The following is a 21,493-nucleotide window of genomic DNA, read 5'->3' on the forward strand; positions in this document are numbered from 1 at the left end:
AAGCTTGTAAAAAAGATCAGGCGCAAGACGCGGTAGAAATTTTCTGCCGAAGAGAAGATCCGCATTGTTCCAGGGTCATGAATCATAGCCAATAGATGACGATTGCCGAGAGGAACATCTTTGGGCAGCGATCATACCGCGTTGCGGCACGCCGCCTGTCCTTGAGCCTGCCGAACATGATCTCGATGCGGTTACGCCGTTTGTCCTATTTGACGCCCATACTGGTCGCTGTTCGGTAGGCCTTGAGGTAGGTCGCATCGATCATGACGGCCTTTTCTTCGCTGTGCTCGGCAGCCAGCCCGACCACCAACTGAGTACGCCGGGGCAGACAGCGCGATGCTGCGTTTGCTCCGAGGTCGGCAGTGAGCCCCTTTGACAAATGCTGGAATGCCGAGTTAGCTCTGAAATGATTTACTCAAACAACATGTCCCAATAGTCGCCACAAAACTGAGAACATCGCGATGTCCAAGCCTAGAAGTACGGCAACAATAGCGCCTGATGATCTGTCGAAAGCCTTGGAAATATGTGCGAGATCACCTCTATCGAACGCGATTGGACGAAAAAAATGGCGTACAGATGCTTGGTCCGAAGTCATTGAGTTTTTTGGAGAAACGAAGGCAGATCTTATCCTGGAGACCCACGAGGAAATGACGAGCACGTTCTTCTCAATGAAGCCAACACATACCTCCGGCGCGAACTTGATGCATGACGCCAAGACTGTTCGAAACGACTTTCTTGCAGCATATCCATCAGTTCCCAACCAGCTGGTTCAGAGTTTGGTGGATGAATACTTCTGGCTAAGTCGATAGAGTATCGATTGTACTCGCAACAACGACTGTCCGCTATTCGTCTCGCACATTGGAATTGGAACCGTCGGCGGCAGCTCCGTCCCGCACAGCCACCAATCGCCGAGTGTCAAAACATCGCTGACGAAAAAACCGGAGTTAGTACAGATCCCAATCGTCCGCCTGTCGTAACTCGCCCATGGCCATCCAGGCCAGCCGCACGCGTGCAATGCGCGTGTCGCCCCAGGTGCGGAACACGAGGTCAAACCCATCTTTTGTGATGGTTTCGGCCATGGCATCGGCGCGCAAGGCGGAGGCGGTATCAACGTCCCACATGGAAATCGACACATGAACGGACGGCTCTGTCCGGAACGGTTCGGAAAAGCTCACTCTACGCCGGCGTTCGCGTTGCCCACGGCCAGTCCACATCTCGCCCCCGTCCTCGAAATCGGAGAACAGGACGGTGTCGCCTTGGTCGATGCCTATCAGGTGGTTGCGCAGTCGTTTCATCAGATCGTTCTTATTGGGCTTTGGTTTCGTACCACGTCAGACCGGTAATTTAAGGCCCCAAAATCGAAAAAAGGCCCCGCGATATGCGAGGCCTTTCACACATCTCTTGAAAGAGTGTTACAGGCTGGGCTGCTTGGTGCTCAGCCCGATCTCGGACCCCATGGCTGCCATGTCGGCCAGCAGCTTGGCCGCATCGTCAACGGGGCCAGTGTCGCCCTGTGCCGCATCCTTGGCGCGGTTGTAGACATCCTGCACCTCGTCGAACATCGCGTCCAGCTGGTCCTGCGTCATATCACCCTTCGCAACCGCACGTTCCGCCAGAACGGACACGCCCTGCGCGCCGATCTCGGCGAAGCCGCCGGTCACAACGTATTCATGGGTGTCGTTGCCCGCCTCGACCTTGAGCACGCCGGGGCGCAGGGTCGTGATCGTGGGGGCATGGTCGGCCATCACGGTCATATCGCCATCGGCACCGGGGATCTGTACGGCTGTCGCGTCCATGGATGCGAGGCTGCGCTCGGGCGATACCAAATCAAATTGCATCATCTTCTCCTTCAATGGGCGGTGGGGTTAAACCCCACCTTACGCCCGGAGTTCGTTCGGAGATGTAGGGCGGGGTTTCACCCCGCCATGCACCTTAAGCTGCGTCGGCCGCCATCTTCTCGGCTTTGGCGATCACTTCGTCGATGCCGCCAACCATGTAGAACGCACCTTCGGGCAGGTGGTCATACTCACCGGCCACAACCGCCTTGAACGAGGCAATCGTGTCTTCCAGCGGAACCTGAACACCGTCCGAGCCGGTGAACACTTTGGCCACATCGAAGGGCTGCGACAGGAAGCGCTGGATTTTCCGGGCGCGGGCCACGGTCAGCTTGTCCTCTTCCGACAGTTCGTCCATCCCGAGGATGGCGATGATGTCCTGGAGCGACTTGTAGCGCTGCAGGATCTGCTGCACGTCCGAGGCCACCTTGTAGTGCTCTTCACCCACGATCTGCGGGTCCATCAGGCGCGAGGAGCTGTCGAGCGGGTCCACGGCGGGGTAGATGCCGAGTTCCGAGATCGCACGGTTCAGAACAGTGGTCGCATCGAGGTGCGCAAAGGTTGTCGCAGGCGCGGGGTCGGTCAAGTCATCCGCAGGCACGTAAACGGCCTGAATGGATGTGATCGAACCGGATTTGGTCGAGGTGATCCGTTCCTGCATCGCACCCATGTCGGTGGCCAGTGTTGGCTGGTAGCCCACCGCCGAAGGAATACGGCCGAGCAGAGCCGACACTTCGGAACCCGCTTGGGTGAAGCGGAAGATGTTGTCGACGAAGAACAGAACGTCGGTCCCCGATGCATCGCGGAACTGTTCGGCCAGTGTGAGGCCCGTCAGGGCCACACGGGCACGCGCACCGGGAGGTTCGTTCATCTGGCCGTAGACCAGCGCAACCTGGCTTTCTTCGAGGTTGTCGGGCTTGATCACGTTCGACTCGATCATCTCGTGATAAAGGTCGTTGCCTTCACGCGTCCGTTCACCCACACCGGCGAACACGGAGTAGCCCGAGTGCACTTTGGCGATGTTGTTGATCAGTTCCATGATCAGAACAGTTTTGCCCACGCCAGCACCGCCAAAGAGGCCGATTTTGCCGCCCTTGGCGTAGGGGGCCAGCAGGTCAACAACCTTGATACCGGTCACGAGGACTTCGGATTCTGTGGACTGCTCTGAAAAGGCGGGCGCGTCCTGGTGAATGGCGCGTTTTTCTTCCGCTGCAACCGGGCCACCTTCGTCAACGGGCTCGCCCACGACGTTGAGGATACGACCCAGTGTTTTCGGGCCAACCGGCACCATGATCGGGCCGTCGGTGTCGGTGACTTCCTGACCGCGTACCAGACCTTCGGAGCTGTCCATCGCGATGCAGCGCACGGTGTTTTCACCAAGGTGCTGCGCGACCTCAAGGATCAGGCGGTTGCCGTGGTTGTCGGTTTCCAGAGCGTTCAGAATCTCTGGCAGGTGGTCATCGAATTGCACGTCGCAGACGGCCCCGATGACTTGTGTGATTTTGCCTTTAGCGTTTGCCATTTTTCGTCTCCGGGTGTCTTACAGCGCTTCCGCGCCGGAAATGATTTCAATCAGCTCGTTCGTGATCACAGCCTGACGCGAGCGGTTGAACTCGATGGTCAGCTTGTCGATCATGTCGCCAGCGTTGCGCGTCGCGTTGTCCATGGCGCTCATCCGGGCGCCCTGTTCGGACGCGCCGTTTTCCAGCAGGCCGGAAAAGATCGCCGTGGCCACGCCGCGCGGCAGAAGGTCGGCCAGAATGGCCTCTTCGTCCGGCTCGTAATCATAGAGCGTGTCGCTGCCCTCGTAATCCTCGGGGATCGCGAAGGGGATGATCTGTTGCGCTGTGGGGATCTGCGTCACGACGTTCTGGAACTTCGAGAAGAAGATCGTCGCCACGTCATATTCGCCCGCATCAAAGCGGCCCAGCACGTCCTTGGCCACGCCTTGGGCATCCGCATAGCTCATGCGCTTGACCTCGGTCATGTCCACGTGACCGACAAACATGTTGCCAAAGTCGCGTTTCAGCTGATCACGGCCTTTCTTGCCGACGGTCAGGATCTTGACCGTCTTGCCTGCGGCTTGCAGTTCCGTCGCCTTGGCCCGTGCCAGTTTGGCGATGTTGGTGTTAAAACCACCGCACAAACCACGTTCCGATGTCATCACCACCAAGAGATGCGTCTGATCCGAGCCCGTACCGCTGAGCAGTTTGGGTGCGCTGTCGGAGCCGGCCGCCGCCGACGCCAGCCCCGCCATCACGGCTGTGAACCGTTCGGCATAGGGACGCGACATTTCGGCAGCTTCCTGGGCCCGCCGCAATTTCGCGGCGGCCACCATTTGCATGGCCTTGGTGATCTTCCGCGTCGACTTGACGCTTTCGATCCTGTTTTTCAGGTCCTTGAGATTTGGCATTGCCCGATCTCCTTATGCGAAGGTCGAAGCGAACTCGTCGAGGACCGCCTTCATCTTGTCGACGTTCTCGCCGCTCTTGAACTTGGGATCTTCGTCAGCGATCCACTTCAGGAAGTCGGCTTTCTGCGACCGCAGGAAGTTGAGCAGGCCCGCTTCGAATTTACCAACTGCGCTGACGTCGATGTTGTCGAGGTAGCCATTGGTGCCTGCAAAGATCACGCAGACGATTTCCGCGTTGGTCAGGGGCGAATACTGCGATTGCTTCATAAGTTCGGTCAGGCGCGCACCACGGTTCAGCAGCTGCTGCGTGGCGGCATCAAGGTCAGAGCCGAACTGGGCAAAGGCGGCCATTTCGCGGTACTGGGCCAGCGACAGTTTCACCGGACCCGCAACCGACGACATCGCGTCTGTTTGCGCCGAGGAACCCACACGGCTCACCGAAAGACCGGTGTTCACGGCGGGGCGGATACCCTGATAGAACAGTTCGGTTTCAAGGAAGATCTGGCCGTCGGTGATCGAAATCACGTTGGTCGGGATAAAGGCCGACACGTCGCCACCTTGGGTTTCAATGATCGGCAGAGCCGTCAGCGAACCGGCACCGTTGTCTTCGTTCAGCTTGGCCGAACGTTCCAGCAGGCGCGAGTGAAGGTAGAAAACGTCGCCAGGGTAAGCTTCGCGGCCCGGTGGGCGGCGCAGCAGCAACGACATCTGGCGATAGGACACAGCCTGCTTCGACAGGTCATCATAGATGATCAGCGCGTGGCGGCCATTGTCACGGAAAAACTCGGCCATGGCGGTCGCGGCGTAGGGTGCCAGGAACTGCATGGGGGCCGGGTCGGATGCGGTTGCAGCCACGACGATCGAGTAGTCGATCGCACCGGATTCTTCGAGCTTCTTCACCAGCTGCGCCACGGTTGAACGCTTTTGGCCGACGGCCACGTAGATGCAGTAGAGCTTCTTGCTCTCATCATCGCCCGCAGCGTCGTTGTAGGATTTCTGGTTCAGGATCGCGTCCAGAGCAACGGCGGTCTTGCCGGTCTGACGGTCACCAATGATCAGTTCGCGCTGGCCACGACCGATTGGGATCATCGCGTCAACGGCTTTGAGACCGGTCGCCATCGGCTCGTGCACCGATTTACGGGGGATGATGCCGGGGGCTTTGACGTCAGCGACGCGGCGCTCGGACGAGGCGATGGGGCCTTTGCCGTCCAGCGGGTTGCCCAGACCGTCTACAACGCGGCCCAGCAGTTCGTTCCCGGCAGGCACGTCCACGATGGAGTTGGTGCGCTTGACAGTGTCGCCTTCTTTGATGTCACGGTCGGACCCGAAGATAACAACACCGACGTTGTCGTTCTCGAGGTTCAGGGCCATACCCTGAATGCCACCGGGGAATTCGACCATCTCACCGGCTTGCACGTTGTCGAGGCCGTAGACGCGGGCAATCCCGTCCCCTACCGACAAAACGCGGCCCACTTCGGCCACTTCTGCTTCCTGACCAAAGTTCTTGATCTGGTCTTTCAGGATCGCAGAAATTTCTGCTGCTTGGATACCCATTTATCCGACCTCTTTCATTGCATTCTGGAGGGAAGAGAGCTTGGAGCGGATCGACGTATCGATCATCTTCGAGCCCACTTTTACGATCAAACCGCCGATAAGGCTTTCATCGACGGTTGCATTGATGGTGACGTCCTTGCCCATGCGGGCCTTGAGCGTCTTGGCAAGCTTGTCGCTTTGCGTTTTTGTCAGCGCCTTGGCGGACGTCACGTCTGCGGTCACTTCGCCTTTGTCCTCGGCGATCACCTCGCGCAGCGCCTGCACCAATTGCGGCAGCACGAACAGGCGGCGCTTTTCGGCCATCAGGGCCAGCGTGTTCGACATCAGGTCGGTCAGCTTGGCTTTCTTGGCGATCGCAGTGATGGCGGCGGCCTGCTCTTCCCGGCTGTAAACGGGCGATTGGATCAGGGCATTGAAGTCGCCGCTGTCAGCCATGGCGGCTGTCAGGGATTCAATATCACCTTCGAGTTTTTTGACGGCTTTGCCTTCTTTGGCAAGTTCGTAGACAGCAGTGGCATAGCGCGCGGCGATACCTGTGGAGATCGAAGCTGGTTCGGACACGTCCACCCTTTCGATGTCTTGGCCCGGATTGCTGCACACGGATGCGTGGCCCGGGGTGTTGGACCGCCCTGATTTTGGCCAAGGCGTGAAAATCAGGGGGGATGTAGCAGAGGGTTTGCCACCCCGCAACATGTGTTCGTGAACGGGCGTTAGGGCGGTTATTTCGCGATTTCAAGGGGTTAACAAAACTGCGACCGTTTGGCCCGCAGGAATTGCAAAATTTCCGTCACAAAACGTGGGCGTTTGGGGGCGATTCCGGGTCTAACGGGGCGATATGTGGTTCAATCGCAACGGGTCATTGAGCGCGACAGCACTTGCAAGATCGGTTTGTTGACTCGCATTGGCGTCAGATACAACTTCCGGGCGTTCGGGGGGCGAACGGGAAAGGAATTGGTATGGGCGCGTTGATGCTTTTGGCGTTGGTGACAGGTGCGCTGTCATTCGGAATGCTGGACGATGGCGAAAACGGTGGGGATACAGTTCCGCCACAGGACGAACCGGACGCGCCCGACACTCCAACAGAACCCGGCGATCAGGACACTGGTGCAGCGTTCGACTTCGACGCGGCCGCAGATGAAGTAATGATCGACGTAGGCGCTGATGAGACCCGCAACGTGGCCAGTGTTATCTATGTCAACAGTGAGGACAGCCCCGGCGATTTCTACCGGACCTATGAGGCACGCTTTTATCTCGTACCGGAAGGGGTGGACCTGTCTGATAACGATTTCGAGGACCGTTGGGACATCCCTGGGCAACAGGACTTTGGCGGCGATCCCTACGATTATCAGTTGGCAGATTTTGAGAACCATTTCGGGCTGGAGCTGTTGGGAACGGTTGCGCTGGATTTGCCAGAGGATGGAAACCCGCTGCCCGATCCAGGCGCGATGCGGGATGTTTTGCCCGACATCACCTCCAATGTTGACATCGATGTCCACTATTTGGAGGCCACAACCGATGGCGATGAACTGATCACCTTTCTGAACGAAGACTATGTTGTGACCCGTGGTGGCATTACCGAGCAGGTGGTGACCGAAGATACGACCGGCACCAGCGAAGCAGACTGGCTAACGACCGGAACAGAGGGGATTGCCCTCGAGGGTGGCGAAGGGAACGACATACTGATCGCGGATCATGGGGAAACCACTCTCTCCGGCGGCGCAGGTGACGACACGATCGAAGGTGTTTTTAGCATTCGAGACATATCGTTCTGGCGGATCGACGGTACAGAACCTGCTGTCGTCATCGACGGAGGTGACGGCGACGACTTGATACGGACCTCGAATGCAACCGTGGATGCTGGTACAGGGAACGACACCGTTAGCATATACGGGGGTGAAGCCCGCGGAGGCGATGGGAATGACCAACTGAACGCACGAAGCGACGGGGTGGTGACGCTTTTCGGAGACGCTGGCGACGACCGGCTGGTTGTGGGCGGCATCGGGTCAGAAGCGTTCGGTGGATTGGGGAACGATTCCCTCAATGTGGACATGGGCGCAACCGGCTATGGGGGAGCGGGCAACGATACGTTGCAACTTGCAGAGGGGAGCACTGCATTTGGCGGTGAAGGCGATGACCTGTTCACCCTTGTCAGTTCCTACAACGATGAGGACGGTCCGGCCACCATCACCGGAGGCGAGGGTGCCGACACCATCAGTGCCCGGGTCCGAGATCCCTATGGCGCCCCCGAGGCCGTTTTTCTTGAAGTAACGGATTTCGACCCAAGCGAAGACCTGCTGCAGATCGGTTCTTTCAATGGTGCCACGGTCGACAACGTCGAAGTCGTTCAGAACCTGGAAGATGGCGTTACTGATGTGCGTTTGACCTACGCACCCAACGGTACTTTAGACCCGGGTACAGCAATTATCCGCATCAACGGCATATCGGATATCACAACGGATCAGATTGTGATCGTCAACTAACGTCACGAGACCCGCCCCGCGACAGGTGCCGTGACCCCTTGCGGCACCTTTTGCCGCTTGGCTTTGGACCGCACGGCCTTGCCCTTGGGCGGATAGACCAGTTTCGATGCTTCGACCATGAACGCCCCACCTGCCACCATACCCGGCATCAACCGCCCCACCTTTTCGAACATTGGCGCTGATTTCATCCACAGCCGTTTGGTGGACGGAAACTGGTAGAGCGCGCCCACATGCCGTTCGGGCAGGAACTGGTGTTTGCGCAGCTGTGTTTCGAGTTGGCTGGCCGAATAGGGCCGTCCATAGCCAAAGGGCGTGCGATCCCGACGCGACCACAGCCCGGCGCGGTTCGGCACGATGAACAGCGCCTTGCCGCCCGGCCCCAGCACACGCCACGCCTCTTCCAGCAGGTCATAGGCGCGCTCTGACGTCTCGAGCCCGTGCAGGACGACCAGCTTGTCCACGTGCCCCGTTTCAATGGGCCACAGGGTTTCTTCGGTCAGCACGGACACATTGGGCATATCAGGCGGCCACGGCATCACCCCCTGGGGGCCGGGCATAAGCGCCACGACCCGGCGCGCCTCTTTCAGATAGGGGCGCAAGAGCGGCGCGGCAAAGCCGAAGCCAGCCACCGTCTGCCCCTTGGCTTCCGGCCATAACTCGACCAGCCGCCGCCGCAACGAAGCCTGCGCGGCACGCCCCAGCGCGCTGCGGTAATAGAAATTGCGCAGGTCTTGCACATCAAGATGCATGATCGTCTCTTGTTCATCCGGCCCGTTCGGACCACCTTGGTTCTAACACTAAGCACAAAGAGCCGAATTGCCATGCCTCTCGACATTCGCACGATCCCCTGCCTCGCCGACAACTATGCGTTTCTGGCCCATGACCCGGACACTGGAGACACCGCATTAATTGACGCGCCCGAGGCCGCGCCAATTCTTGCAGCATTAGCCGAGACGGGATGGAAGCTGACGGATGTTCTGATCACGCATCACCATTATGATCACGTGGACGGTTTGCAGAATCTGCTTGCCCAGCACCCTGCCCGCGTCACGGGCGCCAGCGCCGATGCGCACCGCCTGCCTGCGCTGGATGCACAGGTGGCCGACGGCGACATGGTCACCATCGGGTCGGAAACTGGCACGGTCATCGACGTGTCGGGCCACACCGTTGGTCACATCGCGTTCCACTTTCCCGCCTCCAGGGCGGTGTTTACCGCCGATAGCTTGATGGCGTTAGGCTGCGGGCGGGTGTTCGAGGGCACCAAGCCGCAAATGCATGACAGCCTGCAAAAGCTGGCCGCCCTGCCCGGTGATACCCATGTTTACTCCGGCCATGAATACACAACGGCCAACGGGAAATTCGCCCTCACCATTGATCCTGAGAATACGGACCTTATATCGCGAATCCGCGAGGTGGCCGAGAAACGCGCATCGGGCACCCCGACTGTTCCATCGCTTTTGTCCGAGGAACGGGCGACAAATCCATTTCTGCGCGCCCACGACCCCGCCATTCAGGCCCATCTGGGAATGAAAGGTGCCGACGCCACCGACGTATTCACGGAAATCCGCACCCGGAAGGACAACTTCTGAGACGGATCAGTCCACCAATGCGCCCAAAGTGACACCATCGTAACGTTTCTCACGCATATTGTGAGGGTCAAGGTGCAAAAAAGCCTTGAAGCTGCGCGATCTTCAACCAAACTTAAACACATGAGGCCATGGTTGGTACGGGGCCTCGACATACCTTGGCGCCCCCACCCGACCCCGATCGAAAGGAGCACGAGCCGTGCCTTCATTCTCGACGACACTCGAAAAAGCCATTCATCAGGCGCTTGCGCTGGCCAACGAACGCCGGCACGAATTCGCAACGCTGGAGCATTTGCTGCTGTCGCTGGTCGACGAACCTGATGCACGCCGTGTCATGCAGGCGTGTTCAGTCGATATCGACGAGTTGCGCGGCACGCTTGAGGAGTTTGTGGACGACGACCTGTCGAACCTGGTGACTGATATTGACGGCTCCGAAGCCGTGCCCACAGCCGCCTTCCAGCGCGTTATCCAACGCGCGGCCATTCACGTGCAGTCATCGGGCCGCACAGAAGTGACCGGTGCCAACGTATTGGTCGCCATCTTTGCCGAGCGCGAATCGAACGCAGCCTATTTCCTGCAAGAGCAGGACATGACCCGCTATGACGCGGTGAACTTTATCGCGCACGGTGTGGCCAAGGACCCCGCCTTTGGCGAGGCGCGACCTGTCTCCGGTGCGCCGGAAGCCGAAGAAGAGCCGCAAGGCGTGACAGAGGGCGAGAAGAAGGAAAGCGCACTTGCCAAGTATTGCGTGGACCTGAACGAAAAGTCGCGCGAGGGCGATATCGATCCGCTGATCGGCCGATCGGCCGAAGTGGAGCGCTGCATTCAGGTGCTGTGCCGCCGCCGCAAAAACAACCCACTTCTTGTGGGTGATCCGGGCGTGGGCAAGACCGCCATCGCCGAAGGTCTTGCGCGCAAGATCGTGGCTGGTGAAACGCCCGAAGTGCTGTCTGGTACAACCATCTATTCGCTCGATATGGGCGCGCTGCTGGCCGGTACCCGCTACCGCGGTGATTTTGAAGAACGCCTGAAAGCCGTCGTGACCGAGTTGGAAGAGCACAAGGATGCGGTCCTGTTCATCGACGAGATTCACACCGTGATCGGTGCTGGTGCGACGTCAGGTGGTGCCATGGACGCGTCCAACCTGCTGAAACCTGCTTTGCAGGGCGGCAAGCTGCGCACGATGGGCTCGACCACCTACAAAGAGTTCCGCCAGCATTTTGAAAAGGACCGCGCGCTGAGCCGCCGGTTCCAGAAAATTGACGTGAACGAGCCATCGGTCGAAGATGCCACGAAGATTCTGAAGGGGCTGAAACCCTATTTCGAGGACCACCACGGCGTCAAATACACCTCGGATGCGATCAAGACATCTGTCGAGTTGGCGAGCCGGTACATCAACGACCGCAAGCTGCCTGACAGCGCCATCGACGTGATCGACGAGGCGGGCGCGGCCCAGCATCTGGTCACGGCCGCCAAGCGCCGCAAGACCATCGGCACCAAGGAGATCGAAAATGTCGTGGCGAAGATTGCCCGCATTCCTCCAAAAAACGTGTCCAAGGACGATGCAGAGACCCTCAAGGACCTCGAAGTATCCCTCAAGCGCGTGGTGTTTGGTCAGGATCCTGCGATCGAGGCGCTGGCCTCGGCCATCAAACTGGCGCGGGCGGGTCTGCGCGAACCTGAGAAACCCATCGGCAACTACCTGTTTGCCGGGCCCACGGGCGTGGGCAAAACCGAGGTGGCCAAGCAACTGGCGGACACGCTGGGTGTGGAAATGCTGCGCTTCGACATGTCGGAATACATGGAGAAACACGCCGTCAGCCGCCTGATCGGTGCCCCTCCGGGATATGTCGGGTTCGATCAGGGTGGCATGCTCACCGATGGCGTTGACCAGCATCCGCATTGCGTTCTGTTGTTGGACGAGATGGAAAAGGCGCACCCGGATGTCTACAATATCCTGCTGCAGGTGATGGACCACGGCAAACTGACCGACCACAACGGTCGGACGGTGGATTTTCGCAACGTGATCCTGATCATGACGTCGAATGCCGGTGCGGCTGACATGGCGAAGGCCGCAATCGGCTTTGGCCGCGAGCGGCGCGAGGGCGAGGATACGGCAGCGATCGAACGTACATTCACGCCGGAATTCCGTAACCGCCTGGATGCTGTGATCAGCTTTGCACCGCTGGGCAAAGACACGATCCTGTCCGTGGTCGAGAAATTCGTGCTGCAACTGGAAGCGCAGCTCATGGATCGTAACGTGACCATCGAGTTGACGAAGCCTGCCGCCGAGTGGCTGGCCGACAAGGGCTACGACGACAAGATGGGCGCGCGCCCGTTGGGCCGTGTGATCCAGGAGCATATCAAGAAACCGCTGGCCGAAGAGTTGCTCTTTGGCAAGCTGATGAAAGGCGGCGTTGTCCGCGTGGGTGTCAAGAATGGCGAGCTGGATCTGAAGCTCTCTGGCCCTGACAAACCACGCATCTCGGGCGACAAGCCACCGCTTCTGACCGCAGACTGATGCGGGCGGCAGCGTTTGCCGCATTGATATCGACCCTCGCTGCGACCCCGCTCGCGGCGAGGGAGATTTCGTTGAACCTGCCCATTGATTGCGATCTGGGTACCGAATGCTTCATCCAGCAATATGTGGATCATGATCCGTCGCCCGGGGCCATGGATTTCCGCTGCTCCACACTCAGCTACGATACGCATCAGGGCACGGATTTCGCCCTTCGGTCCCTGGACCAGATGCGGCGCGGTGTGACTGTCATTGCCGCAGCCCCCGGCACGGTCCAGGGCACACGCGACGGGATGGAAGACAGGCTTTTCCGTGCGGAAGAAAGCAGCCAGATCAACGGGCGCGAATGCGGCAATGGTGTACTGATCGATCACGGCGATGGGTGGAGCACCCAATATTGCCACCTCAAACGCGAAAGTGTCACCGTCAAAACGGGCGACCGCGTGGATGAGGGCACTGTTCTGGGAGAAGTGGGCCTGTCAGGCCGGACCCAGTTTCCACATGTCCATATGACCCTTCGCAAGGACGGAGCGGTGGTTGATCCCTTTGACCCCGATGGAAAGGTTGAATGCGGGGGCCCCAGCGCCAACACGCTCTGGCAAACGCCCCCGCAATACCGGCCGGGCGCTGTGCTGGAGGTGGGCTTTTCCGACAGAGTGCCCGAGTTCGATGACATCAAGGCGGGCCGCGCCACAGCCGCGCATATGCCGGTAGATGCCCCTGCGATCGTGGTTTTTGGCTTTGCGTTTGGCGGAAAGGCGGGGGACAAGATGCAACTGAGTATCGATGGCCCTGACGGAACGCTGATCGACGACATGGTCGAAATAGATCGCAATCAGGCCCAGTTTTTTCGCGCCCTTGGCAAGAAACGAACAACGGCCAGTTGGCCCAGCGGACGCTACACCGGCACCGTGGTGCTGCGACGGGGACAACAGGAAATCAGCCGCGTTCAGGGCACCACCGTCATCCAGTAAGGCGCAATTGTACTGCGCTGTCCCAACGGTGCTTCTGCCGTCCGGACACGACTGTAAGGCGCACCTATTCGTGCGCCCTATTTCTCGGTGAATTTGAGCTCGATCCGACGGTTTTGCGCCCGCGCTTCAACGGTGTCCACAGGATTGATCGGCTGATATTGTCCGAACCCGTTGGCGGACAGCCGATCCGGCGGCAGGCCGAGGAAATTAACCATGTACCGCACAACCGATAGTGCGCGCGCCTGGCTCAGCTCCCAATTGTCCGCAAACTCGCCCTGCCCTGACAACGGCACGTTGTCCGTGTGCCCATCCACCTGCAGTACCCAGTCAATGCCAGCGGGAATGTCATCTGCAACACCGCGCAGGATACCCGCGATATTCCCGATCTCTCCCCGACCTGCCACCGACAATTCGGCGCCACCGGGCGGGAACAAGACTTCCGAGGAAAAGACAAACCGGTCCCCGACGATTCGCACACCTTCCTGAGCGCCCAGCACGTCGCGCAACTGGCCAAAGAACTCGGACCGGTAGCGCTCCAGATCCTGCGCCTCTGCCTCAAGCCGCTTGCGCTCTTCCTCTTCCAGCTCGCGCCGCCGGCGTTCCTCCAGCGCCGCACGTGCCAGCGCAGTGTTCAGATCGCGGCCCAGTGTGCTCAATTGCACGTCTTTGGCTGCGTCACGCACGACAGCGTCATCCAGAAGTGCCTGAAGCTGTCCCAATTGCGTCCGAAGTTGCGAAACCTGTTGGTTCAACAACTCTGTCTGACGCTGCGCCTCAAGCGTGGCCGCTTCCTCGGCATTCAGAGCCTCACGTGCCGCTGTCAAAAGGGCTGCGCGCTGCTCTGCCTCGGACATCTGCGTGGTAAGCGCCTCTTCTGCCGCAAGTTTGGCGGCCAGCGCCGCAGCCAATTGCTCGCGAACGTCTGCATTACTGCTGCCCGCGGCCTGCGCGTCGGCCAGTGCCGCCTCACGCGCGGCCAATGCGGTGGCCAGCTGCGTGCGCAACTCTGCCAGATCGGCATCCTGTGCAGCCACCTGCCCCTCTGCAGCCACCTTCTCGGCCACGGCTGCCGCCAACCGCTCGCGCAGATCCTCACGTTCCAGATCCAGCGCCGCAAGGCGTTCTTCGATCACGGCCATCTGAGCCTCGACGTCAGCGAGGGCCCGGGACGCTTCCGTCCCGGTCTCCGCGTCGATCAGAGCCGTGGCAAGGCGCGCTTCAAGGCTTGCCTGCGCTTCGGACAGTGCGGTCTTTTCCGCGTTTGACGTATCAAGTGCTGCCAGAGCGGCGGACAGCTCGGCTTCCAGATCTTCGATGCGGATCTGCGCCGCCGACGCCGAACTGCCGGATTCCTGCACAGACAGCAGCGCCGCCGCCAGACGGTCGTTCAAATCCCTTTCCACGGCGCGGGCAGCAGCCAAGAGGGTGAGCGTATCCTCGGCCTCCTTCCGCTGCGCTTCGAGCGCGAGGGTCATAGCCGTCAGCTCGGTGTCGGCATTCTCGAGCCGTTCGCGCAACGCTTCGGCGGCTGCGGCTTCGACCAGCCGCGCGGCTTCTTCTGCGCTCAACGCCTCTTGCGCCGCATCAAGATCGGCTTGCAAGGCGGCGGCCTGATCCGCGCTGTCCGCATTCCTGTTGCGCAGATCCGCGATCAGGGCCTGCAATGCGTCGGTCCGTGCAGCGGCTAAACGCGCCTCTTCGGCTTGTGCGTCCACCTCGTTCCGGGCCGCAGCAAGGGCCAGATTCAGCGCCTCCTGCTCGGACAACAGGCGTGTCTGTTCTTCTTCAAGCCCGGCCACCGTCTCAAGCGCGGTATCGCGGTCCGCGATCAGCGCAGCCACTTGCGCCTCGAAACTGGTGATGCGGGTTTCGGCCTGTGCCAGCGCAGTTGCTTGTGCATCCCGTTCTGCCGTAAGCGCTGCAATTGTTGCGGCCTGCGTGTCCACTTGCGTCTGTGCATCGGTCAATGTCGCGCTCAGCGCGGACAGGCGGGAATCCAACTGGTTCGCGCGGCGTTCTTCCAAGCCAAGTGCCTGCGCCAGGGCTGCCACCTCACCGGCCAGTTGATCCAGCTCGTTTTCCTGACCCGAGATCGTTTCGCGCAGGACAAATTGCACGATCATGAAGATCGTCAGAACAAACATCAGAACCAGCAGCAGACCGGTCATCGCATCCACGAAGCCCGGCCAGATGGACGCCTGGAACCGTTGCCCTGTGCGTCGCGACAGCGCCATGGTCAGCTATCCCCTGCGGAGTGGCCCTGGCGGTTGCGAGTGTTGCCGCCCGGCTTGCGCCCTTGGCCCCGCGGCTGGCTTAGCGCCGTGGCAAGGGCGGAAATATCGGTGCGCAGTTCCGCCATCGTTTCCTGTCGACCCGCGCTGATTTCTTCGAGAATACGCAGCATCTGAACGTCGATCGACCGCAAGCGCATCCGGCTTTCAGCGTCGATCCCGTCGCCCGTGCCCTGCCGTTCGATCACGTCGATCAGGCGTTCCTGCCCATCGGCCATCCGCGCCAGCGTCTCGTTTCCACTGCCTTGCGCTTCAAGCCGCGCGGTCATGCGATCAACGGAATCCGCCAGCAGGCCCAGTTTCTCATCCACCATCGATCGGCTGATATCCGACTGCGTGAACATAGTTTGCAGGCTTTCCATCTGCTCGGCCAGATGGTCGATCACACCTGCCATTGCATTCTGGTCGCCTCCCCCCTCGCCATCGGACAAGCCAACACGCGTGATGGAGCTTAGCCATTCCTCAAGTTCACGGTAAAAGCGGTTTTGCCCGCGCCCCGCGAAGAGCTCAAGCAGGCCCACCACAAGCGACCCGGCCAAGCCCAGAAGGGACGAGGCAAAGGCGACACCCATGCCGCCCAATTGCGCCTCAAGGCCCGTCATCAGCCGATTGAACACCGCGACCCCGCCTTCGCCCTCTTGCGGGGCAAGGCTGCGGATCGTGTCGACCACCGCCGGGACAGTCGTTGCCAGACCGTAGAACGTGCCCAAAAGACCAAGAAAAATCAGCATGTTGACGATGTAGCGCGTGATATCGCGCACTTCGTCGATCCGGGTGGCCACAGAGTCCAGAATGGAACGGGTCGAGGATGCTGAAAGCTGCATTCGCGCGCCCCGCGACCGCAGCAGCGACGCGAGCGACCCCAGAAGCTGCGGCGCCTTTGTCTGCGCATCCGCCCGGTCGCTTGCAAATTCTTCGATCCAGCGCACCGATGAGATCAGCGAAAACACCTGCCAGAAACAGGCGATAACCCCGATGGCAAAGACCATAAGGATAAAGCCGTTCAGATAGGGGTTCGCCTGAAACACTGGCAGCACGCGCGGCAGTGCGAGTACCGCACCAAACAGCGACATGCCCAGTACAAAGACCATGGCGAAAATCTGTTGAACCGGCTGCGAGAAATGCGGCTGTGCCTTGGGTGTGGTCTGTGCCATAGCGTGGCTCCTGACCCCTGCTCTGTTCTGCTTTTGCGGCAGACTATCGGCTTTTGTACCCAAGCGCCAAGGATTTATGCCAGTATCGCTGCGACGCGGCGTGACAGCCAATCCAGGTCGGGATCGGCCACGCCCATCTCGGCCAGATGTTGGGCCGTGTTATACAGATATTCACTGTTTGCGCCCCGCCCGCCATGCGCGTGGGCAATGATCTGCGCCTGCTCTTCAAGCGGCAAACCACCGCAATACTGCACATGCTCGGGATCGATGACATAGGTCACGGCCTCGACCCGCGTACCGCTGAGCAGATCCACATGCAGGGTCTTTTCCAGATAGGCGGACGAGATCAGTTCGCGCTCTCTGAGATAGGCAAGCGTTTTGTCTTCGGTCCCCGGCTTCACACGCAGTGCCACCCCATCACAAGACGCGTCGGCAGCAGCATCAAGGGCCAGAACAAGGCCCGGTTCTGCTTCGGACCCGCGGTGGTGGATCGACCGCATGCAAAACGACCGCGCCCAGCCCGGCAAGGTACCGCGCGCGGCTTCGGCCACATCGAAGCCGGGGTTCCAAAGCAGGCTGCCATAGCCGAAAACCCACATGGTCATTGTCACTGGTCCTTTTGTTGCGCCGTGGGGTAGACCCGATTTGGAAGAAAAGGAAAAGGGGCGCGCATGCGCAAAGTGATGTGGATCGTTGCACTGGCGGTGCTGGCATGGTGCGGCTGGTGGTGGGTTGCCTCGGCTGGATTGCGCGGTGGCGTACAGACATGGTTCGACGCACGGCAGGCCGATGGATGGCAGGCCGAGTTGCGCGACGTTGAGAGCGGCGGTTTCCCTTTTGCCTTGCAGGCCGGGTTGCGCGACATCGCCTTGGCCGACCCGCAGGCAGGTCTGGCCATCGAAACGCAAGCACTGGATATCACGGCCCCGGCGTGGTGGCCCGGCGACGTGGCCGTCACGCTGGATGACGGCCCGATCCTGATCGCGTCACCCCTTGGTCGGTCCACATTGACCATGGCAGACGGGGTGATGGCCCTGAACCTGCATCCCGGCACAGCGCTTGAGCTTGAGGCATTGGGATGGACAGCCGGACCCTGGCTGGTCAGCGACCCAGAGGGCGTGCAGATGCAGGCCGACGACCTCACCCTGACCATGACGCAGGTTGAGGGTGCGCAATATGGGCTGGTCGCCACCGCAGGCACGTTCACCCCCGGCGCGGCGACTCGACGCGGCCTGCGCCTGCCGGATAACTTTCCGCGCGCCTTCGACAGCCTGCAACTGCGCGCCGACGTGACCTTTGACCAACCTTGGGATCGGCGCGCGCTGGATCAGCGCCGCCCGCAGCCCCGTGTCATTGACCTGCATCTGGTCGAGGCGATCTGGGGCGACATGAAATTCAACCTCTCGGCCGACCTGACCGTCGATGCACAAGGTGTCCCCACGGGGACAGTCGCCATTCAGGCCGAGAACTGGCGCGAGATGCTGGATATGTCAGAAACGGCAGGGCTGCTGCCAACCCAATTGCGTGGTCAGGCCGAAGGTGTTTTGCAGGCACTGGCCGGCGCGTCGGGCAATGAGAATACGCTGGATGTCGAACTGTCAGTCAGGGACGGCGCGATCCGCCTTGGCTTTATCCCGCTGGCCCCGGCACCGCGTTTGATCCTGCGCTGACGCAGGCCGACCCTATCGACAGTAGGTTCCACCTCGGTAGCGGGCCGTATCAAAATGGAAGTGATCCCGGTGAAACCGGTCCGAGTTTGGGCCCAGTACTGTGCCAAACGGTCCGCATGCCGCCTTGTGCATGGACCGCAGCGCCCGACGGTGGCGCGAGTTCCAGTCGTTCAGCACGGTCAGCGTGGTTCCGTCCTGGAGCTGGAAGCCTGAGATGTCGATGGCCCGTCCCTTGCCATGTTCCGAGATACGCGCGCCCGGCTGGTTGTTGCGCGTCCGGCAGGCATAATGTGCGGCGACGCGGTAGCTGGCCAACCCGCCCCCTGTGCCGCGCAACGCGGGTTTGGCCCCCCGTTCTGTCCAGCTTTTGAGCGCCTTGGCCGTTGTGCAATCCATCAGGGCCGATTGGCTGAGTGTCACGCCTGAAACCGAGCGCAGCCGTACAGCCTCGGATATCCCGCAGCCATTGATGCGGCCCGGCACGAAGCCCACGAAATCCCCCTGCAAGTCAGGATCACCACAGACCTGCCCGCGACGACGCTCGGCCCGGCGCGCCATGGCTTTTTCGACAATCGCCCTAGGGCGCAATGCCGGGCGCAGGGACGTGGCACTTTCGGGCAAGATCGCGGCTGATGGCACGGCGGACGCCACGGTTGGCACCACCGGGGCCACGGCCACATCACGCACGACATTCCGGGCGTCTGTACCTGCCCGCGCAACAGGGCGCTTTGAGGCCTCGGGGGCCGCAACCGCAAAACCAGCGGCCAGCATCAGTCCAAGCACCAGCACCTTCATCGTTGTGCTCCCCGGCCAAAGTCAGGCGCATCCGTGTCCTGCCCGGCCTCGATGATCCCCCGGCGGATGGCGCGGGTGCGGGTGAAATAGTCGAACAGGTGATCCCCATCGCCCGTGCGGATGGCCCGTTGCAGGGCAAACAGCTCTTCGGTGAAGCGGCCAAGAATTTCCAGCGTTGCATCCTTGTTCGTCAGGAAAACATCACGCCACATCGTTGGATCGCTAGCCGCGATGCGGGTGAAATCCCGGAAACCGGCGGCTGAAAACTTGATCACCTCACTGTCGGTCACGCGCCGCAAATCATCGGCCACGCCGACCATGGTGTAGGCAATCAGGTGCGGGATGTGGCTGACGACCGCGCAGACCCGGTCATGGTGCTGCACATTCATCCGGTCCGTCATCGCGCCCAGTGCCGCCCAATACCGTTCCACCGTCGCCACCGCGTCAGGGTCGGCATCATCCGGTGTGACGATCAATGTCCAGCGGTTGTCATAAAGCTCGGCAAAGCCGGCCTCCGGTCCGCTGTGTTCCGTCCCGGCCATGGGGTGGGTGCCTACAAAGTGCACGCCATCCGGCAGGTGGGGCTGCACCGCGTCGAACACGGCCTGTTTCACCGATCCCACGTCGATCACGGTGGCACCGGGTTTCAGCGCCTCCTTGATCTCGGCCATCACAGGGCCCATCGCGCCGATGGGGACGGCCAGAACGACAAGGTCGGCGTCCCGTACTGCGTCAGCCGCAGTGTCGGTCACGATGTCACAAAAACCCAGCCGCCGTGTCGTGTCGCGCGTCGCCTCGGACCGGGCGTACCCGCTGATTGTCTTGGCCGCGCCTGCGCGCTGTGTGGCCCACGCCATGGACCCTGCAATCAATCCCAAGCCGATAAAGGCAATCTTGTTGTAGATCACGCTCACGATGCGTTCCGCCATTCTGTCAGGGCCGAGATTACGCGTCCCGTCTGTTCGGCGTTGCCCACGGTGATACGCAGACCCTCGGGAAACCCGTAGCCGCCTGCGCGGCGTACAAGGATGCCATCGGCGTTCAAGGCAGCCTCGGCCGCATCCGCCTCGGGCACCGAAGCCGCGCGGGCCAGTACGAAATTCGTATCGCTGTCATCACAGGCGAGGCCAAGCTGGCGCAAAGCCCCCGTCAACCGCGCCCGTTGATCCGCATTCAGCGCAGCGCACTCCTCGACCCATTTGGTGTCCCGCACCGCTGCCTCTGCCGCCGCCAATGCGACGGTGGACAGGTTGAACGGTTGGCGGATGCGGGTCATCACGTCAATCATGTTCTTGGGTCCATACCCCCAGCCGACACGCAAGCCGCCGAGTCCATAGATCTTTGAAAAGGTGCGTGTCATCAGGACGTTGGGTCGTGCCTCGGCCAAGGTAAGGCCGCCATCATACCCATCGGCGTATTCAGTATAGGCCCCGTCGATCACAAGGATCACGTGTTCGGGCAGATCATTGGCCAACCGCACCAGTTCTGTATCCGATAATCGTGTGCCCGTAGGGTTGCCGGGGTTGGTCAGCAGCACGATACGCGTGCGTTCGGTGACGGCGTTCAAAATGGCATCCACATCGACAACCCGGTCCCGTTCGGGCACGGAAACAGGCGTCGCACCCGCCATGTTGGCAAGGATCGGATACATGGAAAATCCGTGCGCGGTGTGGATGATCTCATCCCCCGGCCCGGAGAACGCCTGGGTTACGAATTGCAATACCTCATCACTGCCGACACCGCAGATCACGCGATCTGCGTCCACGTTCCAGACCTCGGCAATAGCGGTGCGCAGCGCCGCGTGGTCGGTCGAGGGATAGAGGTGCATACGGGTGGCGGCGTTGGTCAACGCCTCGATCGCCGCCGGGGGCGGGCCCGCCGGGTTCTCGTTCGAGGACAGTTTGAGCACGTCCTCCACGCCAGCCAGATGAGACGCCCCGCCCTGATAGAGCGCGATGTCCATAATGCCGGGTTGCGGTGTGATAGCGGGCATGGTGTCCTCTCCGTCCATTAGAGAGGTTTTAGGGCTGCGAGGCCGGAGTGGCTAGGGGCAAAAGCGCGCGTCGGACGCACCGGTTCAGCTGCGGACCGTGGGCTGCCGCACTGGCGTATGAACAACGCGATTTATGTGGATCATTTGCCTTTGTGGTTGATGTTCCGCGATTGTCGGCGATGTAGCGGTAGACCGACGGGACGGTCCGCCGCTGGACCGGCGCCTTCGGC

General features: G+C 60.6%; 18 protein-coding genes and 1 pseudogene. 5 read left to right on the forward strand and 14 right to left on the reverse strand.

All coding sequences use genetic code 11. The annotated features are described in order from the left end of the window. Positions 1 to 82: 82 nt before the first annotated feature. From Q1A51_RS17845 to Q1A51_RS17875, 7 genes and pseudogenes are all read right to left on the reverse strand, one after another. Positions 83 to 202 (reverse strand): annotated as a pseudogene (locus Q1A51_RS17845) (IS5/IS1182 family transposase); the annotation flags it as partial. 742 nt (positions 203 to 944) lie between these two features. Then, positions 945 to 1,295 carry an H-type lectin domain-containing protein gene (locus Q1A51_RS17850; protein ID WP_299205032.1) on the reverse strand — a complete coding sequence of 117 codons (351 nt, stop codon included), beginning with the start codon at positions 1,293 to 1,295 and terminating at the stop codon, positions 945 to 947. 117 nt (positions 1,296 to 1,412) lie between these two features. Beyond that, positions 1,413 to 1,838 carry a F0F1 ATP synthase subunit epsilon gene (locus tag Q1A51_RS17855; protein WP_299671450.1) on the reverse strand — a complete coding sequence of 142 codons (426 nt, stop codon included), beginning with the start codon at positions 1,836 to 1,838 and terminating at the stop codon, positions 1,413 to 1,415. Positions 1,839 to 1,932: 94 nt separating this feature from the next. Continuing rightward, positions 1,933 to 3,357, reverse strand: coding sequence for a F0F1 ATP synthase subunit beta (atpD, locus tag Q1A51_RS17860; RefSeq protein WP_299604379.1), 1,425 nt, complete (start codon positions 3,355 to 3,357; stop codon positions 1,933 to 1,935). 18 nt (positions 3,358 to 3,375) lie between these two features. Further along, positions 3,376 to 4,248 carry a F0F1 ATP synthase subunit gamma gene (locus tag Q1A51_RS17865; protein ID WP_299205023.1) on the reverse strand — a complete coding sequence of 291 codons (873 nt, stop codon included), beginning with the start codon at positions 4,246 to 4,248 and terminating at the stop codon, positions 3,376 to 3,378. A 12-nt stretch (positions 4,249 to 4,260) separates the two neighbouring features. Beyond that, the gene (gene atpA, locus Q1A51_RS17870) at positions 4,261 to 5,802 is read right to left on the reverse strand and encodes a F0F1 ATP synthase subunit alpha (protein WP_299604382.1); all 1,542 of its coding nucleotides are present in this window, start codon (positions 5,800 to 5,802) and stop codon (positions 4,261 to 4,263) included. After that, a complete protein-coding gene (locus Q1A51_RS17875; protein ID WP_299604385.1) occupies positions 5,803 to 6,363 on the reverse strand; it encodes a F0F1 ATP synthase subunit delta in 561 nt (186 codons plus the stop codon). A gap of 395 nt (positions 6,364 to 6,758) precedes the next feature. Here Q1A51_RS17875 and Q1A51_RS17880 point away from each other — a divergent pair, with 395 nt between their 5' ends. Next, complete coding sequence (locus Q1A51_RS17880; RefSeq protein WP_299604388.1) at positions 6,759 to 8,282, forward strand: hypothetical protein; 1,524 nt, start codon at positions 6,759 to 6,761, stop codon at positions 8,280 to 8,282. Positions 8,283 to 8,284: 2 nt separating this feature from the next. Here the strand turns inward: Q1A51_RS17880 and Q1A51_RS17885 are convergent, their stop codons facing one another. Then, entirely contained in the window at positions 8,285 to 9,031 is a 747-nt protein-coding gene (locus Q1A51_RS17885; RefSeq protein WP_299604390.1) for a hypothetical protein, read from the reverse strand. Between the two features lie 72 nt (positions 9,032 to 9,103). Between Q1A51_RS17885 and gloB the strand changes: the two genes are divergently transcribed. From gloB to Q1A51_RS17900, 3 genes are all read left to right on the forward strand, one after another. After that, positions 9,104 to 9,871: a hydroxyacylglutathione hydrolase gene (gloB, locus tag Q1A51_RS17890; RefSeq protein WP_299604392.1), complete on the forward strand. Its 768-nt coding sequence runs from the start codon at positions 9,104 to 9,106 to the stop codon at positions 9,869 to 9,871. Positions 9,872 to 10,067: 196 nt separating this feature from the next. Next, positions 10,068 to 12,389, forward strand: a complete 2,322-nt coding sequence (clpA, locus tag Q1A51_RS17895) for an ATP-dependent Clp protease ATP-binding subunit ClpA (protein ID WP_299205007.1) — start codon at positions 10,068 to 10,070, stop codon at positions 12,387 to 12,389. Next, positions 12,389 to 13,360: a M23 family metallopeptidase gene (locus Q1A51_RS17900; protein WP_299604394.1), complete on the forward strand. Its 972-nt coding sequence runs from the start codon at positions 12,389 to 12,391 to the stop codon at positions 13,358 to 13,360. The genes clpA and Q1A51_RS17900 overlap by 1 nt, the downstream gene beginning before the upstream one ends. Before the next feature lie 77 nt (positions 13,361 to 13,437). Here Q1A51_RS17900 and Q1A51_RS17905 read toward each other — a convergent pair whose 3' ends face one another. From Q1A51_RS17905 to Q1A51_RS17915, 3 genes are all read right to left on the reverse strand, one after another. Beyond that, positions 13,438 to 15,594, reverse strand: a complete 2,157-nt coding sequence (locus Q1A51_RS17905; RefSeq protein ID WP_299604396.1) for a peptidoglycan -binding protein — start codon at positions 15,592 to 15,594, stop codon at positions 13,438 to 13,440. 2 nt (positions 15,595 to 15,596) lie between these two features. Next, complete coding sequence (locus tag Q1A51_RS17910) at positions 15,597 to 16,805, reverse strand: biopolymer transporter ExbB (RefSeq protein ID WP_299205002.1); 1,209 nt, start codon at positions 16,803 to 16,805, stop codon at positions 15,597 to 15,599. Positions 16,806 to 16,879: 74 nt separating this feature from the next. Further along, positions 16,880 to 17,410, reverse strand: a complete 531-nt coding sequence (locus Q1A51_RS17915) for a gamma-glutamylcyclotransferase (RefSeq protein ID WP_299604399.1) — start codon at positions 17,408 to 17,410, stop codon at positions 16,880 to 16,882. A gap of 66 nt (positions 17,411 to 17,476) precedes the next feature. Between Q1A51_RS17915 and Q1A51_RS17920 the strand changes: the two genes are divergently transcribed. Beyond that, positions 17,477 to 18,475 carry a DUF2125 domain-containing protein gene (locus Q1A51_RS17920; protein ID WP_299604402.1) on the forward strand — a complete coding sequence of 333 codons (999 nt, stop codon included), beginning with the start codon at positions 17,477 to 17,479 and terminating at the stop codon, positions 18,473 to 18,475. A gap of 12 nt (positions 18,476 to 18,487) precedes the next feature. Here Q1A51_RS17920 and Q1A51_RS17925 read toward each other — a convergent pair whose 3' ends face one another. The 3 genes from Q1A51_RS17925 to hisC are packed head-to-tail and all read right to left on the reverse strand — an operon-like array spanning position 18,488 to position 21,263. Further along, a complete protein-coding gene (locus Q1A51_RS17925) occupies positions 18,488 to 19,270 on the reverse strand; it encodes an extensin family protein (RefSeq protein ID WP_299604404.1) in 783 nt (260 codons plus the stop codon). After that, a complete protein-coding gene (locus Q1A51_RS17930; RefSeq protein ID WP_299604406.1) occupies positions 19,267 to 20,199 on the reverse strand; it encodes a prephenate/arogenate dehydrogenase family protein in 933 nt (310 codons plus the stop codon). The genes Q1A51_RS17925 and Q1A51_RS17930 overlap by 4 nt, the downstream gene beginning before the upstream one ends. Continuing rightward, entirely contained in the window at positions 20,181 to 21,263 is a 1,083-nt protein-coding gene (gene hisC, locus Q1A51_RS17935) for a histidinol-phosphate transaminase (RefSeq protein ID WP_299604409.1), read from the reverse strand. The genes Q1A51_RS17930 and hisC overlap by 19 nt, the downstream gene beginning before the upstream one ends. Positions 21,264 to 21,493 lie beyond the last annotated feature (230 nt).

It is taken from the genome of uncultured Tateyamaria sp. (assembly GCF_947496075.1).
Taxonomy (GTDB): Bacteria; Pseudomonadota; Alphaproteobacteria; order Rhodobacterales; family Rhodobacteraceae; genus Tateyamaria.

Excerpts from the sequence above, each read along its gene's own strand:
- Q1A51_RS17850 (WP_299205032.1), bottom strand. The coding sequence starts at position 1,295 with ATGAAACGACTGCGCAACCACCTGATAGGCATCGACCAAGGCGACACC.
- Q1A51_RS17855 (WP_299671450.1), bottom strand. The coding sequence starts at position 1,838 with ATGCAATTTGATTTGGTATCGCCCGAGCGCAGCCTCGCATCCATGGAC.
- atpD (WP_299604379.1), bottom strand. The coding sequence starts at position 3,357 with ATGGCAAACGCTAAAGGCAAAATCACACAAGTCATCGGGGCCGTCTGC.
- Q1A51_RS17865 (WP_299205023.1), bottom strand. The coding sequence starts at position 4,248 with ATGCCAAATCTCAAGGACCTGAAAAACAGGATCGAAAGCGTCAAGTCG.
- atpA (WP_299604382.1), bottom strand. The coding sequence starts at position 5,802 with ATGGGTATCCAAGCAGCAGAAATTTCTGCGATCCTGAAAGACCAGATC.
- Q1A51_RS17880 (WP_299604388.1), top strand. The coding sequence starts at position 6,759 with ATGGGCGCGTTGATGCTTTTGGCGTTGGTGACAGGTGCGCTGTCATTC.
- Q1A51_RS17885 (WP_299604390.1), bottom strand. The coding sequence starts at position 9,031 with ATGCATCTTGATGTGCAAGACCTGCGCAATTTCTATTACCGCAGCGCG.
- gloB (WP_299604392.1), top strand. The coding sequence starts at position 9,104 with ATGCCTCTCGACATTCGCACGATCCCCTGCCTCGCCGACAACTATGCG.
- Q1A51_RS17900 (WP_299604394.1), top strand. The coding sequence starts at position 12,389 with ATGCGGGCGGCAGCGTTTGCCGCATTGATATCGACCCTCGCTGCGACC.
- Q1A51_RS17905 (WP_299604396.1), bottom strand. The coding sequence starts at position 15,594 with ATGGCGCTGTCGCGACGCACAGGGCAACGGTTCCAGGCGTCCATCTGG.
- Q1A51_RS17910 (WP_299205002.1), bottom strand. The coding sequence starts at position 16,805 with ATGGCACAGACCACACCCAAGGCACAGCCGCATTTCTCGCAGCCGGTT.
- Q1A51_RS17915 (WP_299604399.1), bottom strand. The coding sequence starts at position 17,410 with ATGACCATGTGGGTTTTCGGCTATGGCAGCCTGCTTTGGAACCCCGGC.
- Q1A51_RS17920 (WP_299604402.1), top strand. The coding sequence starts at position 17,477 with ATGCGCAAAGTGATGTGGATCGTTGCACTGGCGGTGCTGGCATGGTGC.
- Q1A51_RS17925 (WP_299604404.1), bottom strand. The coding sequence starts at position 19,270 with ATGAAGGTGCTGGTGCTTGGACTGATGCTGGCCGCTGGTTTTGCGGTT.
- Q1A51_RS17930 (WP_299604406.1), bottom strand. The coding sequence starts at position 20,199 with ATGGCGGAACGCATCGTGAGCGTGATCTACAACAAGATTGCCTTTATC.
- hisC (WP_299604409.1), bottom strand. The coding sequence starts at position 21,263 with ATGCCCGCTATCACACCGCAACCCGGCATTATGGACATCGCGCTCTAT.